Origin of the sequence: Saccharothrix longispora (genome assembly GCF_030852425.1) — a bacterium.
Taxonomy (GTDB): domain Bacteria; phylum Actinomycetota; class Actinomycetes; order Mycobacteriales; family Pseudonocardiaceae; genus Actinosynnema; species Actinosynnema longispora.
Genome location: NZ_NSDM01000019.1, coordinates 33,866 through 49,080, shown reverse-complemented (window position 1 = coordinate 49,080; position 15,215 = coordinate 33,866). Strand labels below are relative to the sequence as shown.

The 15,215-nt window shown below is 72.7% G+C and carries 15 protein-coding genes; 7 read left to right on the top strand and 8 right to left on the bottom strand.

All coding sequences use genetic code 11. The annotated features are described in order from the left end of the window. Positions 1-188: 188 nt before the first annotated feature. A complete protein-coding gene (rpsA, locus tag CKY47_RS32315; protein ID WP_306750136.1) occupies positions 189-1,682 on the bottom strand; it encodes a 30S ribosomal protein S1 in 1,494 nt (497 codons plus the stop codon). A 190-nt stretch (positions 1,683-1,872) separates the two neighbouring features. Between rpsA and CKY47_RS32310 the strand changes: the two genes are divergently transcribed. The 4 genes from CKY47_RS32310 (at position 1,873) to CKY47_RS32295 (ending at position 6,248) form a co-directional block, all read left to right on the top strand. Beyond that, positions 1,873-2,703: a class I SAM-dependent methyltransferase gene (locus CKY47_RS32310; protein WP_306750135.1), complete on the top strand. Its 831-nt coding sequence runs from the start codon at positions 1,873-1,875 to the stop codon at positions 2,701-2,703. A gap of 10 nt (positions 2,704-2,713) precedes the next feature. After that, entirely contained in the window at positions 2,714-3,637 is a 924-nt protein-coding gene (locus CKY47_RS32305) for a GNAT family N-acetyltransferase (protein WP_306750134.1), read from the top strand. A 563-nt stretch (positions 3,638-4,200) separates the two neighbouring features. Then, positions 4,201-5,655, top strand: coding sequence for a YhgE/Pip family protein (locus tag CKY47_RS32300; protein ID WP_306750133.1), 1,455 nt, complete (start codon positions 4,201-4,203; stop codon positions 5,653-5,655). Further along, the gene (locus tag CKY47_RS32295) at positions 5,652-6,248 is read left to right on the top strand and encodes a TetR/AcrR family transcriptional regulator (RefSeq protein WP_306750132.1); all 597 of its coding nucleotides are present in this window, start codon (positions 5,652-5,654) and stop codon (positions 6,246-6,248) included. The genes CKY47_RS32300 and CKY47_RS32295 overlap by 4 nt, the downstream gene beginning before the upstream one ends. 10 nt (positions 6,249-6,258) lie before the next feature. Here CKY47_RS32295 and CKY47_RS32290 read toward each other — a convergent pair whose 3' ends face one another. The 4 genes from CKY47_RS32290 to CKY47_RS32275 all read right to left on the bottom strand — a co-directional run bounded on the left by CKY47_RS32290 (position 6,259) and on the right by CKY47_RS32275 (position 9,371). Then, the gene (locus CKY47_RS32290; protein WP_306750131.1) at positions 6,259-6,852 is read right to left on the bottom strand and encodes a Rossmann-fold NAD(P)-binding domain-containing protein; all 594 of its coding nucleotides are present in this window, start codon (positions 6,850-6,852) and stop codon (positions 6,259-6,261) included. Beyond that, complete coding sequence (locus tag CKY47_RS32285; RefSeq protein WP_306750130.1) at positions 6,849-7,445, bottom strand: P-loop NTPase family protein; 597 nt, start codon at positions 7,443-7,445, stop codon at positions 6,849-6,851. Before CKY47_RS32285 ends, CKY47_RS32290 begins: the two co-directional genes overlap by 4 nt. Positions 7,446-7,539: 94 nt before the next feature. Beyond that, a complete protein-coding gene (locus tag CKY47_RS32280) occupies positions 7,540-8,859 on the bottom strand; it encodes an alpha/beta hydrolase family protein (protein ID WP_306750129.1) in 1,320 nt (439 codons plus the stop codon). Between the two features lie 14 nt (positions 8,860-8,873). Further along, a complete protein-coding gene (locus CKY47_RS32275; RefSeq protein WP_306750128.1) occupies positions 8,874-9,371 on the bottom strand; it encodes a GNAT family N-acetyltransferase in 498 nt (165 codons plus the stop codon). A 77-nt stretch (positions 9,372-9,448) separates the two neighbouring features. On the opposite strand from CKY47_RS32275, the gene CKY47_RS32270 reads away from it, so the two are divergent. Continuing rightward, positions 9,449-9,892 carry a winged helix-turn-helix transcriptional regulator gene (locus tag CKY47_RS32270; RefSeq protein WP_306750127.1) on the top strand — a complete coding sequence of 148 codons (444 nt, stop codon included), beginning with the start codon at positions 9,449-9,451 and terminating at the stop codon, positions 9,890-9,892. Between the two features lie 60 nt (positions 9,893-9,952). On the opposite strand, the gene polA is transcribed toward CKY47_RS32270, so the two are convergent. Then, complete coding sequence (polA, locus tag CKY47_RS32265) at positions 9,953-12,628, bottom strand: DNA polymerase I (protein ID WP_306750126.1); 2,676 nt, start codon at positions 12,626-12,628, stop codon at positions 9,953-9,955. A gap of 52 nt (positions 12,629-12,680) precedes the next feature. On the opposite strand from polA, the gene CKY47_RS32260 reads away from it, so the two are divergent. Both CKY47_RS32260 and CKY47_RS32255 read left to right on the top strand, forming a co-directional pair. Then, a complete protein-coding gene (locus tag CKY47_RS32260) occupies positions 12,681-13,103 on the top strand; it encodes a hotdog fold thioesterase (protein WP_306750125.1) in 423 nt (140 codons plus the stop codon). A 42-nt stretch (positions 13,104-13,145) separates the two neighbouring features. After that, entirely contained in the window at positions 13,146-13,700 is a 555-nt protein-coding gene (locus tag CKY47_RS32255) for a DUF4352 domain-containing protein (protein ID WP_306750124.1), read from the top strand. Positions 13,701-13,765: 65 nt separating this feature from the next. On the opposite strand, the gene CKY47_RS32250 is transcribed toward CKY47_RS32255, so the two are convergent. Beyond that, a complete protein-coding gene (locus tag CKY47_RS32250; RefSeq protein WP_306750123.1) occupies positions 13,766-14,470 on the bottom strand; it encodes an ABC transporter ATP-binding protein in 705 nt (234 codons plus the stop codon). Next, positions 14,460-15,200, bottom strand: coding sequence for an ABC transporter ATP-binding protein (locus CKY47_RS32245; protein WP_306750221.1), 741 nt, complete (start codon positions 15,198-15,200; stop codon positions 14,460-14,462). Before CKY47_RS32245 ends, CKY47_RS32250 begins: the two co-directional genes overlap by 11 nt. Positions 15,201-15,215 lie beyond the last annotated feature (15 nt).

Genomic DNA, 15,215 nt, shown 5'->3' with positions numbered 1-15,215 from the left:
CCGTTCGGGAACGCGGGACCCGGGGTCCCGAACGCCGAACCCAGAGCTCCTGGACGTTGGACTCGCGGGTCCTGGACGTACGACTCGCGGGGGCTGGGCGTACGACTCGCGGGAAAGGGGATCGCCCCCCACCCGTGAGGGTGGGGGGCGATCCCGTCGTGCCTACCGGTCGGTGACCGGGGTGCTGATCAGGCGCCGCCCGACAGCTTCTCGCGGAGCGCGGCCAGCTGCTCGTCGCTGGCCAGGGTGCCGCCGGCCTGAGCCGGGGCGCCCGTGCTGGACGACGCGGCGGCCGGGGCGTCGCCACCGGACGAGTAGTTCGTCTCGCCCGCGGCCTCTTCCTCGGCGGCAGCGGCCTTGGCGACCTGCTTCATGTGGGCCTCGTAGCGCGTGTGGGCCTCGGCGTACTGCCGCTCCCACTCCTCGCGCTGCTTGTCGAAGCCTTCCTGCCACTCCTGGGTCTCCGGGTCGAAGCCCTCGGGGTAGATGTAGTTGCCCTGGTCGTCGTACTCGGCGGCCATGCCGTACTGGGTCGGGTCGAACTCGGAGTCGACCGTGAAGCCCTCGTTGGCCTGCTTGAGCGACAGCGAGATCCGCCGGCGGTCGAGGTCGATGTCGATGACCTTGACCATGACGTCGTCGCCGACCTGGACGACCTGCTCCGGGATCTCCACGTGGCGCTCGGCCAGCTCGGAGATGTGGACCAGGCCCTCGATGCCCTCGTCCACGCGGACGAACGCACCGAACGGGACGAGCTTGGTGACCTTGCCCGGCACGATCTGGCCGATCGCGTGGGTCCGGGCGAACTGGCGCCACGGGTCTTCCTGCGTCGCCTTGAGCGACAGCGACACGCGCTCGCGCTCCATGTCGACGTCGAGGACCTCGACCGTGACCTCCTGGCCGACCTCGACGACCTCGGACGGGTGGTCGATGTGCTTCCAGGACAGCTCCGAGACGTGCACGAGGCCGTCCACGCCACCCAGGTCCACGAAGGCACCGAAGTTGACGATGGAGGACACGACGCCCTTGCGGACCTGGCCCTTCTGCAGCTGGTTGAGGAACTCGCTGCGGACCTCGGACTGGGTCTGCTCCAGCCACGCGCGGCGGGACAGGACCACGTTGTTGCGGTTCTTGTCCAGCTCGATGATCTTCGCCTCGAGCTCGCGGCCCACGTAGGGCTGGAGGTCGCGGACGCGACGCATCTCGACGAGCGAGGCGGGGAGGAAGCCGCGCAGACCGATGTCCAGGATCAGGCCGCCCTTGACGACCTCGATGACGGTGCCCTTGACGGGCTCGTCCTTCTCCTTGAGCGCCTCGATGGTGCCCCAGGCGCGCTCGTACTGAGCGCGCTTCTTGGAGAGGATCAGCCGACCTTCCTTGTCCTCCTTCTGGAGGACGAGGGCCTCGACCTCGTCACCGACCTTGACGACCTCGTTGGGGTCGACGTCGTGCTTGATCGACAACTCGCGCGAGGGGATGACGCCCTCGGTCTTGTAGCCGATGTCGAGCAGGACCTCGTCCCGGTCGACCTTGACGATCGTGCCTTCGACGATATCGCCATCGTTGAAGTACTTGATCGTCTTGTCGATAGCGGCGAGGAAGTCCTCCTCCGTCCCGATATCGTTGATGGCGACCTGCTTCGGCGCAGCGGCAACCGGGACAGTGGTGGTGTCGGTGGACATTAGGTAGGTGGCTCCGGTACGGATTGGGGTTTCGGCCTGCGGGTTCGACGCTTCGCGGAGGGCGCGCCCCACCGCGAAGACCGACTCACCAGGAGATCACCGATCATGGGCAGCGCGAACGCACCACGCACGCGGTATCGTACGCGGCTCGACGACCACCGGGCAAACCGGTCCGCGTGAATGGAGCAGTGTGTCCGACCAGCACGCGAGCGCCGAACTGGCGCTCGGCACGACCGGCATCGCCAAGCGGGGCGTCGACGCGGCGGAGTCGCGGGCGGCGAACCGGGTCTGGTGGGACGCCGACGCCGACGACTACCACGCCGAGCACGGCGACTTCCTGGGCGAGGCGGACTTCGTGTGGTGCCCCGAGGGGGTCCGCGAGGAGGAGGTCGGCTACCTCGGCGACGTGCGCGGACGCCGCGTGCTGGAGGTCGGCTGCGGCTCGGCGCCGTGCGCGCGCTGGCTGAAGCGGCGGGGCGCGGACGCGGTGGCGTTCGACATCTCGGCGGGGATGCTGCGGCACGCGGTCGCGGCGGCGGGGCGGACCGGCACGACCGTGCCCCTGGTGCAGGCGAGCGCCGACCAGCTCCCGTTCGCGGACTCGTCGTTCGACGCGGCGTGCTCCGCGTTCGGCGCGGTGCCGTTCGTGGCGGACGTGGGCGAGGTGTTCCGGGAGGTGTCCCGGGTGCTGCGCCCCGGCGCCCCGTGGGTCTTCTCCGTGACTCACCCGATCCGGTGGATCTTCCCGGACGACCCGGGTCCGAACGGCCTCACCGTGACGCAGTCCTACTTCGACCGCACCCCGTACGTGGAGGTCGACGGGACCGGGCGGGCGACGTACGTGGAGCACCACCGGACCACGGGCGACTACGTGCGGGCGCTCGTCGGCGCGGGCCTGGAGCTGCTCGACGTGGTGGAGCCGGAGTGGCCCGCCGGGCACACCCGCACCTGGGGCCAGTGGAGCCCGCTGCGCGGCCGGCTGTTCCCGGGCACCGCGATCTTCCGGACGCGGAAGTCGTAATCTGCCGGGCATGACCGTCGGGCGGGGGCTGGTGGAGGCGCAGGGCGTGCGCTTCGCGAGCATCGACCCGCTGCTGCCGCCCGCGGTGGCGCCCGCGGACGGGGACGTGCTGACCGCGGCGCTGCCGGACGGCACGCGCGTCGCGGGCGTGCTCACCCGCCGGGTGCACGAGCACCGCTCCCCCGCCCGCCTGTGGTCGGCCAGCGAGGTGTGGGAGCTGACGCCGCTGCTGGGCGGCACGGGCGCGGCGGGCATGGACGCGCTGCTGCGGGCGTGGCGGCAGCGGCTGGACCTGCTGCACCCGGCGGAGCGGGACTCGGCGTGCGTGCTGACCTGGCCGAGCCGGGACGCCGAGTCGACGCGGGCGCTGCTGGACCACGGCCTGGTGCCGCTGACCGTGATCGCGGTCCGGCAGGCCCCGCCGCCCCCGGTGACGGGTGGCGCGACGATCCGCCGGGCCACGCCCGCGGACCTGGACACCGTGGTCGCGCTGGCGCTGGCCGAGCTGCGCTACTCGTCGATGGTCGGCTCCACGGTGCACCGGCCGGACGCGGTCGGGCTGAAGCGGCGGGCGCTGGCCGAGCGGCTGGCGGCGGGCGGTCCGGCGTGGCTGGCGGAGCGGGACGGCATCGCGGTGGCGCTGGCCGAGTGCGCGGTGGTGACGTCCGAGCCGGGCAACCTGACCTCGACCCGCCTGCCGACGGGCCGCTGGGGGTACGTGAACTGCGTGTCCGTGCTGCCCGGCGCGCGGGGCGGCGGCGTGGGTCGGCAGCTGATGGCGTTCGCGCACCGCGAGCTGGCCCGGCTGGGCACGGTCGGCACCTACCTCTACTACAACCCGCCGAACCCGCTGTCCTCGGTGTTCTGGCCCCGGCAGGGCTACCGCCCGCTGTGGACGATGTGGGAGGTCCGCCCGGCCGGCGCGCTGCGCTGAACCGGGTGGCACTTCGTCGGCGACACCCGGATCACACCGCTCCGAGTTGCGGCCGGGCACCGGGCGCACGGCGCTGGCGCTCGTCCTGTCCGGCCGGATGCGGCCGAGCACCGGCGAGGTGGCCCCCGACGAGCGCGAGCTGCGCAGGCGGGTCGTGCCGGTGGACTCCCCCGACGTGAGCGAACCCGAGGGCTCGCTGTCCCTGGCCGGCGTCGTGGGCGAGGAGCTGGCCGTGAACGGCGCGCCCAGCGGGCGCAAGGCCGTGGCCGACTGGCTGGTCGAGCGGGACGCCGACCGCTACCACGACCACCGCTTCGAGAACGTCCCCCGCACACCCGGCGCGCCCTGCTGCTGGAGCTGGCCGCGGGCCGCCCGGACGCCGCCGTCCTCGTCCTGGACAGCCCCGACCGCTACCACGGCGACCCGGCGACCTGGTGGGAGCCGGCCCGCGCCCAGGTCACCGGCGACCGCTCCGTCGTGGTGCTGTGCACGACCACCTCCGCCGGGTTCCTCGGCGTCCCGACGGCCCGCATCGGGGCCGACAACACCCCCGAGGAGTCCGAGTGACCGCGCTCCGGATGGCGTTCAACGAGCTGCGCCGGATCACCTCCGGCAGGCTGCCCAAGCTCGCGGTGCTGGCGCTGACGCTGGTCCCGCTGCTGTACGCGGCGCTGTACCTCTACGCCGACAAGGACCCGTACGCGAACCTGGACCGGGTGCCGGCCGCGCTCGTCGTCGAGGACCGGGGAGCCGTCTCCGGTGACGGCACCCGCCTCGACGCGGGCGAGGACGTCGCCGACGAGCTGGTCGACGGCAAGCGCTTCGACTGGCGCCGGGTGGGCGCGGAGGAGGCCGAGCGGGGCGTGCGCGACGGCACCTTCACGTTCGCCCTCACCCTGCCCGAGGACTTCTCGCAGGCCCTGATCTCCACCGGCGGGTTCACCCCGCGCCAGGGCGTGATCGTGCTGACCACGAACGACGCGAACAACTACCTCGGGTCCACGATCGCCAACCAGGTGGGCACCGAGGTGCGCCGCTCCGTCTCGGTGGAGGTCGGCGCGGAGGCGGCGGACAAGCTGCTGCTCGGGTTCTCCACGATCCGGCAGAGGACGGCCGAGGCCGCCGACGGCGCCGCGCGGCTCGCCGCCTCCACCCCGGCGCTGACCGGCGCCATCACGCGGCTCGACGACGGCGCGACGCAGCTGGCGTCCGGCGCGGCGCAGGTGCGCGACGGCGCCGGCCGGCTCCGCGACGGCGAGCGACAGCTGGTCGACGGCACGAACCAGCTGCACGACGGCCTCGCCGCGGGCGTGTCCGAGATCCCCGCCCCCGACGACCCGACCCGCGAGTCGACCGCCCACACCATCGGCGACCCGGTGACCGTGCGCGGGGTGAGCCAGACGTCGGCGGGCAGCTACGGCGCGGGCCTGGCCCCGTTCTTCCTCGGCCTGGCCACGCGGATCGGCGCGTTCGTGCTGTACCTGCTGCTCAGGCCGCTGTCGCGGCGCGGTCTCGCGGTCGGCCGGTCCGCGCTGCGGGTCGCGGTCGGCGGCTGGCTGCCCGGCGCGCTGCTGGGCGTGGCGCAGGTCGTCGTCAGGTACTCGGTGGTCGCGCTCGTGGTGGACATCCGCCCGTCGCACCCGATCGGCGCGCCGGCGTTCCTGTTCCTGGTGTCGGCGGCGTTCGTGGCCGTGCTGCACGGGCTCAACGCCCTGTTCGGGGTGGTCGGCAAGTTCATCGGGCTGGTGCTGCTGATCCTCCAGCTGGTCAGCGCGGGCGGCACGTTCCCGTGGCAGACGATCCCGGTGCCGCTGTACCCGCTGCACCACGGCCTGCCCATGGGCTACGCCGTGGACGGCCTCCGGCACCTCATGTACGGCGGGCCGCTGGGCGGCGTCGGTCGGGACGCGCTGGTCCTGGCCGGCTACCTGCTCGCCGGGCTTGCCTTGTCGACGCTGGCCGCGTACAAGCAGCGGGTGTGGACCCCGTCTCGCCTCAAACCCGAACTGGTGCTGTGACCGGCCCCCGCCCCGGCCGCACCGCCGCCACCAAGCAGAAGCTGTTCGACGCGGCGCTGAAGCTCGTCGGCGAACGGGGCGCGGCGAGCGTGACGGTGGACGAGATCGCCGCCGAGGCCGGGGTCGCGAAGGGCACCGTCTACTACAACTTCGCCAGCAAGGACGCGCTGGTCGACGCCCTGCTGCGGCACGGCGTCGACCTGCTGGCCGCGCGGTTGAGGGTCGCCGAGGACGAGGACGGGACCGAGGCGGCGATGACGTCGCTGGTGGACGGGATGCTCGGGTTCTTCGCCGAGTACCCGGCGTTCGGGCAGCTGCTGGTGTCGGAGCTGTGGCGCACGCCCGGCCAGTGGCACGGCACGCTGGGCCTGCTGCGCGACGACATCGTGTCGATCGTGCGCGGCCAGGTGCAGCGGCTGGCCGACGCGGGCCGGCTGCCCGAGGGCGTGCAGGTCGGCACCGCGTCCGCCGCGCTGTTCGGCACGATGCTCGTGGTGGCCCTGGACTGGCAGGTGTTCCAGCCGGAGCGGGACCTCGCCGAGGTGCGCGAGTCGGTGCTGCTGCTGGTGCGCGGCCTGCGCCCGCCGGCCTGATCCGCGCGGCCTAGTTGCGCGCTTCCCAGGTGTCGATCTCGCCCACCTGGTGCACCGACGGCGGGCGGCCCTCCAGGGCGCGGTGCACGGCGTCGAGCACGCCCACCGACGTCTCCTCGTGGCTGAGCCAGCGCGTGCCGCCGCCGTGCCGGACGAACCCGAGCACGACCTGCTGCGCCGGGTGGCCCTCCAACGTCGGGTCCGGCACGCCGCGCACCGGGTTGATCTCGCTGCTGTCGAGCACCTCCACCACCGGCGCGTGCGGCGCGAGCAGCGGCGCGACGGCCCTCAGCACGGCTGCGCGGTAGCTCGTGTGCACCCAGGCGACCAGCAGGTCGGCCGGTCGCCCCGCCAGCGCGTCGCGCACCTTGTCGGCCAGCTCCTCCGGCCTGGCCCAGTCCGCCGCGACGCGCAGCGCGCGCGCCCGCTCGTCGGCCTGCGGCACGTGACCGCCCCTCTTCAGCGACGCTCTCGCCGCCTGCCCGAGGACCGCGTCGGGTCTGCGGCTGGGCAGCACGACGTGCCACCCCAGCGCCAGCAGTTCGTCCGCGCACCCCCTCAACATCCCCGTGCCGCCCAGCACCAACGCCGTTCGCTCGCTCATCGCACCGACTCCTCACCCCGTTCCGCCGCTCTGCGCAACGGGCCTCTACGCCACTGGTCGACCTCTCGCTGGCCCCGCAGCCGCACCACCACGAGCCGGTGCGCGTGCTCGCCGCCGAGGACGGCGCGCACCCGTTCACCGGTCCTGCGGTGCGACTTCCACGCCCACCGCAGCAGGTGCTCGGGATCGGTGAACACCGTGCGCAGGGGCGGTTCCACGTTGCCGTTCCACAGCTCCGCCCGTCGCACGCGCCTCATCGTGGTGCGCACGGCGACCCGGCGCATGACGACGTGCTTCGGGTGGTCCAACCAGACCAGCGTGTCCGCGTGCGAAAGCAGCAGCGGCCGCACCGCGCGGTACTGCCACTCGGTCGCCCACGCCGGCCTCTCCAGGAACCGCCGCACGTCCGCCTCGAACTCCGCCCTGGGTGTCCACTGTGGACCGTGGAACAGCGAGTCCATCTCCACATAGGACAGACCGAGGCACCCCGCGACGTGCCGGGCGAGGGTGGACTTGCCCGAGCCGGACGTGCCGGTCACGAGCACCCGGCGCGGGGGGTGCGGCAGCTCGTCGCGCGGTCCCAGGAGCGGCACCGGGTCAGGCTACCGCCGCGGTCGACCGCCACCCGGCCGTTCGGCCGCCGGCGAGTCGGGGTGCCGGCGCGGCGCCGGCCGCGCCCACCGCGCGTCAGCAGGGCGGGAACAGCCGGCGGGTGCCGTTCGGGTCGGAGTGGGCGGCCGGGTCGCTGAAGCGGCAGCCGTAGTCGGGCGCGGCCACGACCGCGGGGTCGGACACGACGTCCCCGGCGGGCTTGCGGCCCGTGTCCACCCACCTCACCAGGTCGTCCCAGGCGGTGCCCACCTCGACCGGGCTGAACTCGCAGTGCTCGACGGCGCGGATCGCCCGCTGCGCCAGCAGGTGGCCGCGGCCGTTGCGGCGCACGTCGCGCTCGTAGAGCTGCTCCATCGAGAACGGCACGAACAGGTCGCCCAGGTCGTGCAGCGACAGCACCGGCGCGGTCGGCCGGCCCGCGATGCGCGGCACCTCGGTGAGCGACGGCGTGAGGCGGGCCCGGAGGTCCTCCGGCAGGACGCGCCGGACGGCGCGGTCCACGTCGACCGGGGTGTTCGGCGCGTAGCGGGTGAGCGCGTTGGTGGCGACCCGGCCGGGGTCCGCGGCCAGGCCCTCGCCGGACGAGGCGGCCCCCAGGCCGAACAGGAAGTCCTTCCAGTGCCGGAACGCCTGCTCGCCGCCGGGCCGCGGGCCGCCGGAGCGGTTCACGGTGATCCCGACGAGCTGCCGGCCGCGCTCGTTCGGCGTGCCGGTCAGGCCCAGCTCGGCCTGGATGCGCGGCACGACGGCGTCGAGGTAGTCGGCCGGCGGGGGCCACGCGCGGACGCCGCTCAGCGCCTGCGCGACGAGGTTGTAGTCGAGGAAGAAGTCGAACAGCTCCTGGTCGCCGAGCACGCCGCACAGCGGGAGGGCGCCGTCGTAGAAGCCGGGGTACTGCTCCAGCGAGCGGCCGATGACGTGACCGCCCATGGAGACGCCGGCGACGAGGACGCCCTTCGCCCGCCCGATCAGCCGCTGGGCGCGCACGGCGAGGTCGTGCGTGCTCTCGACGCCGGCCCTCACGTCGTAGCCGTTGGCGTAGTAGCTGGACGCGGCCCAGGCGAAGCCCTGGTCGAGGAGGCGTTGGCGCAGGCCGTAGCCGGGCGGGTCGACGGTGAGGACGGTGCTCGCGCCGCGGTAGCCGTGCGCCCACATGACGAGGCGGCCGTTCCAGCGGGGCGGGACCTCGACGGTGTACGCGGCGTGCTCGTGCACGCCCTGGAGGACGCGCGACGGCAGGCCGCCGACCCGCGCGGGAGGCAGCGGCGGGTTGTCGATCGTGTAGCCGGGCAGGGGCCGGTCCCCCGGCGGGGTCGCCTGGACGGCCGGCGGCGCGACCAGGAGGAGTGCCAGGACCAAGCCGAACACCCGTCGCGTGCCGCCGCTGCGTCGCATGACCACGATTCTGCTCACCACCGCAGGTCGGCCACCAGGTCCTGGTGGGTGACGGTGAGCGGGTAGCGGACGTGGACCACGTCGTCCTCGGCCCGGGTGAGGCGCGCGCCGGGGAGGAGGCGGCGGACGAGGCGGAGCATCGGCTGGTTGTCGTGGAGGACGTCGCCGTGCAGCGCGGTGTAGTCGAGGGCGGCGGCGAGGGTGGCGAGTTCGGCGACGAGGCGCGTGCCGACGCCCTTGCGCTGCCACGGGTCGACGACCGCGATCGCGACCTCGGCGGCGGCGTCCCCGGTGGCCGCGAGCCGGGCGATGCCGACGGGGCGGTGGTGGCACTCGGCGACGAGGGCGGCGCGGCGGCGTCCGTCGAGGTCGGCGAGGCGGCGGTGCACGGCCGCGGTGAGGCGGGGCACGGGGGCGTGGAAGCGCAGGTGGCGGCTGTGCGGGGAGAGGCCGCGGAAGACGGTGGCGACGACGTCGGCCGCTTCGGCGCGGTGCAGTTCGCGGACTCGCATGGCGGGCGCCCCTTGGGTTCGGATTCCGAACCCTAACTGGATTCGTTTTCCGAACGCAAGCGGTATCGTCGGGGTCCATGGGACAGGTCAGGGTCGTGGACGAGCAGTGCCCGGTGTCGTTGCCGGCGGCGCTGCTGGGAGAGCGGTGGACGCTGCTGCTGCTGCGGCAGGCGTTCCTCGGCACGCGGCGGTTCGAGGACTTCCAGTCGACGATGGAGATCTCCCGCAGCGTGCTCACCGAGCGCCTGGGCACGCTGGTGGAGGAGGGCATCCTGCGGCGCGAGGCGTACAAGGACGTCCGGACGCGCTACGAGTACCGGCTGACCGAGAAGGGCCTGGACCTCTACCCGGTGCTGATGGCGCTGCGCAAGTGGGGCGACCGGTGGATGTCGCCCGAGCCCGGCCCGTCGTTCGACCTGCACCACCGCGACTGCGGGGGCGGGGTGGACGTGGCGGTCACCTGCGCCGGGTGCGCGGAGGTGCTGACGGCGCGGGACGTGCGCGTGACGCCGCTGCGCTGAGGGAGCGGAACCGAGGGGCGGGGGAGGGCTCGCCCCTCCCCCGCCCCACCCGGTCGGGGGTCAGTGCGCGGCGGTGTCCCAGGAGCGGCCCACGCCCACCGAGACCTCCAGGGGCACCGCCAGGTGGTGGGCGTTGCCCATCTCCTCGCGCACCAGCGCCTCCACGGCCTCGCGCTCGCCCTCGGCGATCTCCAGCACCAGTTCGTCGTGCACCTGGAGCAGCATCCGGGACCTCAGGCCCGACGCCTCCAGCGCCCGGAACACGCCCAGCATCGCCACCTTGATGATGTCGGCCGCGCTGCCCTGGATGGGGGCGTTCAACGCCATCCGCTCGGCCATCTCGCGGCGCTGGCGGTTGTCGCTGTTGAGGTCCGGCAGGTAGCGCCGCCGCCCCAGGATGGTCTCCGTGTAGCCCTTCTCGCGGGCGTCCACGACGATCGTGTTCAGGTAGTCGCGCACGCCGCCGAAGCGGGTGAAGTACGCCTCCTTCTGCTCGCGCGCCTCGGCCGCCGGGATGCGCAGCTGCTGCGCCAGGCCGTACTCGGACAGCCCGTAGGCCAGGCCGTACGACATCGCCTTCACCCGGCGGCGCTGCTCGGCGCTCACCTCGGACGTCGGCACCGAGAACGCGCGGGACGCCACGAACGTGTGCAGGTCCTCCCCCGACCGGAACGCCTCGATCAGGCCCTCGTCCTCCGACAGGTGCGCCATGATCCGCATCTCGATCTGGCTGTAGTCGGCGGTCATCAGCTCGGCGAAGCCCGGCCCGACGACGAACGCCTCGCGGATGCGGCGGCCCTCGTCGGTGCGGATCGGGATGTTCTGGAGGTTCGGGTCGGTGGACGACAGCCGGCCGGTGGCGGCGATGGTCTGGTGGAACGTCGTGTGGATGCGCCCGTCGTCCGCGACCGCCTTGAGCAGGCCGTCGACCGTCGACTTGAGCCTGGTCACGTCGCGGTGCGCCAGCAGGTGCTGGAGGAACGGGTGCTCGGTGCTCTCGAACAGCGTCTGGAGCGCGTCGGCGTCCGTCGTGTACCCGGTCTTGGTCTTCTTGGTCTTCGGCATGTTCAGCTCGTCGAACAGCACCGCCTGGAGCTGCTTGGGCGAGCCGAGGTTGATCTCCTTGCCGATGACGGCGTACGCGGCCTGCGCGGCCTCCTTCACGCCCGCCGCGAAGTGCGCCTCCAGCTCGGCCAGGTGGTCGGTGTCGATCGCGATGCCGACGGCCTCGACCTCGTCGAGCACGTGCATGAGCGGCAGCTCCAGCGACGCGAGCAGCGACTGCTGGCCGGTGCGCACCAGCTCCTCGTCGAGCGCGTCGGCCAGCTCGGACACGGCGAACGCGCGCACGATCGCGGCCTGCGCGGTCTTCTCGCGCTCCTCCTCCTCGTCGGCGAGCAGCGACAGCTGGCCGTCGTCGACCTCCTCGGCGCGCAGCTCGCGCTTGAGGTAGCGCAGGGCGAGGTCGTCGAGGGCGAACGACCGCTGGCCGGGCCGCACGAGGTAGGCGGCGAGCGCGGTGTCGCTGGTGACGCCGCGCAGCACCCACCCCCGGGCGCGCAGCGCGCGCAGGGGCAGCTTCAGGTCGTGCGCCGCCTTCGGCACGTCGGCGTCGGCGAGCCACGCGGCCAGCGCGTTCTCGTCCTCCTCGGTCAGCGAGGCGACCTCGACGTAGCCGCCCTCGCCGCCGGGCGTCGCGAACGCGAGGCCCTCCAGGTCCCCGCCGGCGGAGCGGAACGCGACGCCGACGCGGCCCGCGCGGCCGTGCGCGTCCAGCCAGGCACCGAGGGTGCCGGCGGGCACGGGGCCGCCGCTGACGGCGAAGCCCTCGTCGGCCTCCGGCTCGGCGGTGGACAGGGTGGCGAACAGCCGGTCGCGCAGGACGCGGAACTCCAGCTCGTCGAACAGCCGGTGCACGGCGTCGCGGTCCCACGGCCGCGCCGCCAGGTCCTCGGGGCCGAACGGCAGCTCGACGTCGCGGACCAGCTCGGTGAGCCGCCGGTTGAGGATGATGTTGGGCAGGTTGGCGCGGATCGCGTCGCCGACCTTGCCGGGCACCTGGTCGACGTGGTCGACCAGCCCGTCGAGCGAGCCGAACTGGTTGAGCAGCTTCACGATCGTCTTCGGCCCGACGCCGGGGGTGTTGGGCAGGTTGTCGGACGAGTCGCCGCGCACCGCCGCGTAGTCGGCGTACAGCTCCGGCCGGACACCCTGCTTCTCCAGCACCAACTCCGGGGTGTAGCGGGCCATCTCGGACACCCCCTTGACGGGGTACAGCACCGTCACCTTGTCGGTGACCAGTTGCAGCGCGTCGCGGTCGCCGGTGGAGATGAGGACCTCGTGGCCGAGCGCCGTCGCCTGGGTCGTGAGCGTGGCGATGATGTCGTCGGCCTCGTAGTTGTCCTTCGACAGGGTGCGGATGTTCAGCGTGTCGAGGACGTCCTTGATGAGGCTGACCTGGCCTCGGAACTCGTCGGGCGTCTCGCTGCGGCCCGCCTTGTAGTCCGCGTACGCCTCGGTGCGGAACGTCCTGCGCGACACGTCGAACGCCACCGCGATGTGCGTGGGCCGCTCGTCGCGCAGCAGGTTGATCAGCATCGACGTGAAGCCGTACACCGCGTTGGTGGTCTGACCGGTCCCGGTCTGGAAGTTCTCCTTGGGCAGCGCGAAGAACGCCCGGTAGGCCATCGAGTGGCCGTCGATCAGCAGCAAGCGGGAGGCTCCTGGAGTGCTCACGCGCCGAGTCTAGGGTGAGGGTCCGACAGCGTTGAACCGAGTGGAGCAGCACGTGACGTCAGCACCTGAGGGCATCCCCGGCACCGACCAGGGTGTCGCCGCGGAACAGCTCGCCGACAAGCTGGGCATCGAGATCACCCGATGGGATGCCGACCGGCTGGTCGGGACGATGCCGGTGAAGGGCAACCGGCAGCCGTACGGGCTGCTGCACGGCGGCGCGAGCGCGGTCCTGGCGGAGACCCTCGGGTCGATCGCGGCGGCGATGCACGCGGCGCCGGAGCGGCTGGCCGTGGGGCTGGAGCTGTCCTGCACGCACCACCGGGGCGTCACGGACGGCCTGGTCACGGGGGTGTGCACACCGATCCACCGCGGGCGCAGCACGGCGACCTACGAGATCGCGGTCAGCGACGAGCAGGGGCGCCGCGTGTGCACGGCCCGCCTCACGTGCTTCCTGAAAGACGCGCCGAAGGGCTGACCGCGCGGTCTAATGGGGACCTCGGCGACGTGGGAGGTGACCGTGCGCGCGGTCTGGGCGGTAGCGGCGGCGGCAGTGCTGGCGGGCGGGTGCACGGGCGGCCCCGTGCAGGCCGGTTCGACCCCGACCGCCTCGGCGGCGGAGACCTACCCCGTGCCCGTGCAGACGGTGCGGCCGGACGAGCGGGCGCTGCACGTGCCCACCACCTCGGACGGCGACACGGCGTTCACCCTGCTGGGGCTCACCACGGGGATCGACGCGATCATCGGCAGCCACGCCGAGTTCGAGGCGAAGGGCCGGTTCGCGCGCGTCCGGATGAGCGTGGTGAACAACGGCCGCAGCAGCGTGTCGTTCGCGGCCCGCAGGCACGTGCTGGTGGACGACCGGAAGGGCGAGCACGCGACCGACGCGCAGGCGATGACGATCAAGCGGCAGCCGGACGTCGTCGACCTCGGCGCGAACGTGCGGCTGGAGTACGACGTGTACTACGACCTGCCCGAGGACGCGAAGCCGCTGGCGCTGCGGGTGTACGGCGGGCCGACGCTGACGGACCTGAAGGACGTGACCGGCACGGACATCCCGCTCATCCGCCCCTGAGCCGGGCCCCGGAACCGCCGAGGGGCCCCACCGCGGGCGGTGGGGCCCCCTCCTGGCGGGACGGGTCAGTGACCGCCGAGGTACGCGGCGCGCACCTGGGGGTCGTCCAGCAGCTCCGGACCGGGGGCGCTCTTGACGACCCGGCCGGTCTCCAGCACGTACGCGCGGTCGGAGAGCTTCAGCGCCTGCTGCGCGTTCTGCTCGACCAGCAGCACGGTCGTGCCGCGCTTGTTGATCTCCTTGATGATCTCGAAGATCTGCGCGATGAGCATGGGCGCGAGACCCATGGACGGCTCGTCGAGCAGGAGCACCTTCGGCTTGGTCATCAGCGCCCGGCCGATGGCGATCATCTGCTGCTCGCCGCCGGACATGGTGCCGCCGAACTGGTTCTTGCGCTCGTTGAGCCTCGGGAACAGCTCGTAGACCTCGGCCAGGTCGGCGTCCAGGCTGTCCTTGCGGGTGTAGGCGCCCATCAGGAGGTTCTCCTGCACCGTCATGCCGGGGAACACGCCGCGGCCTTCCGGTGACTGCCCGATGCCCGCCACGACCCGCTTGTGGCCGGGCATCCTGGAGATGTCCGCGCCGTTGAACAGGATGCTGCCGCTGGTCAGCGGGCGCAGGCCGGAGATCGTCTTGAGCGTGGTCGTCTTGCCCGCGCCGTTCGCGCCGATGAGCGAGACGATCTCACCGTCGCCGACCTCCAGGCTGATGCCCTTGATGGCCGCGATCTTGCCGTAGTGGACGTGGATGTCCTTGATCTCAAGAAGCATCTTCGGACACCCCCAGGTAGGCCTCGATGACCTTCGGGTCGTTCTGCACCTCTGCCGGCAGCCCTTCTGCGATCAGCTGGCCGAAGTCGAGCACCGCCACGCGGTCGCTGACGCCCATGACCAGGCTCATGTCGTGCTCGATGAGCAGGACGGTCCGCCCGCTGTCGCGGATCTTGCGGATCAGGTGCTGGAGCGACTCCTTCTCGGCCGGGTTCATGCCGGCCGCGGGCTCGTCGAGCAGCAGCAGCTTCGGGTCCGTCGCCAGGGCCCGCGCGATCTCCAGGCGTCGCTGGTCGCCGTACGGGAGGTTCTTCGCGGTCTCGTCCATCCGGCCGGGGATGCCGACGAAGTCGAGCAGCTCGCGCGCCAGTTCGCGCCCGCGCTTCTCCTCCTTGCGGTGCCACGGCAGGCCCAGCGTCGCGCCGATCGCACCGGTCTTGTGGTGCGCGTCGGCGCCCACCATCACGTTCTCCAGGGCCGACATGTTGTGGAACAGCCGGATGTTCTGGAACGTGCGGGCGATGCCCATCTTGGTGATCTTGAACCGCTTGGCGCCGCTGATGGGTTCGCCCCGGAACAGCACCCGCCCCTCGGTGGGCGAGTACACGCCGGTGACCACGTTGAACACGGTGGTCTTGCCGGCGCCGTTCGGCCCGATGAGGGCGAAGATCTCGCCTTCGTCGATGCTGATCCGCGCTTCGCGCAACGCGACCACGCCGCCGAAGCGCATGGTCACGGCGTCGAG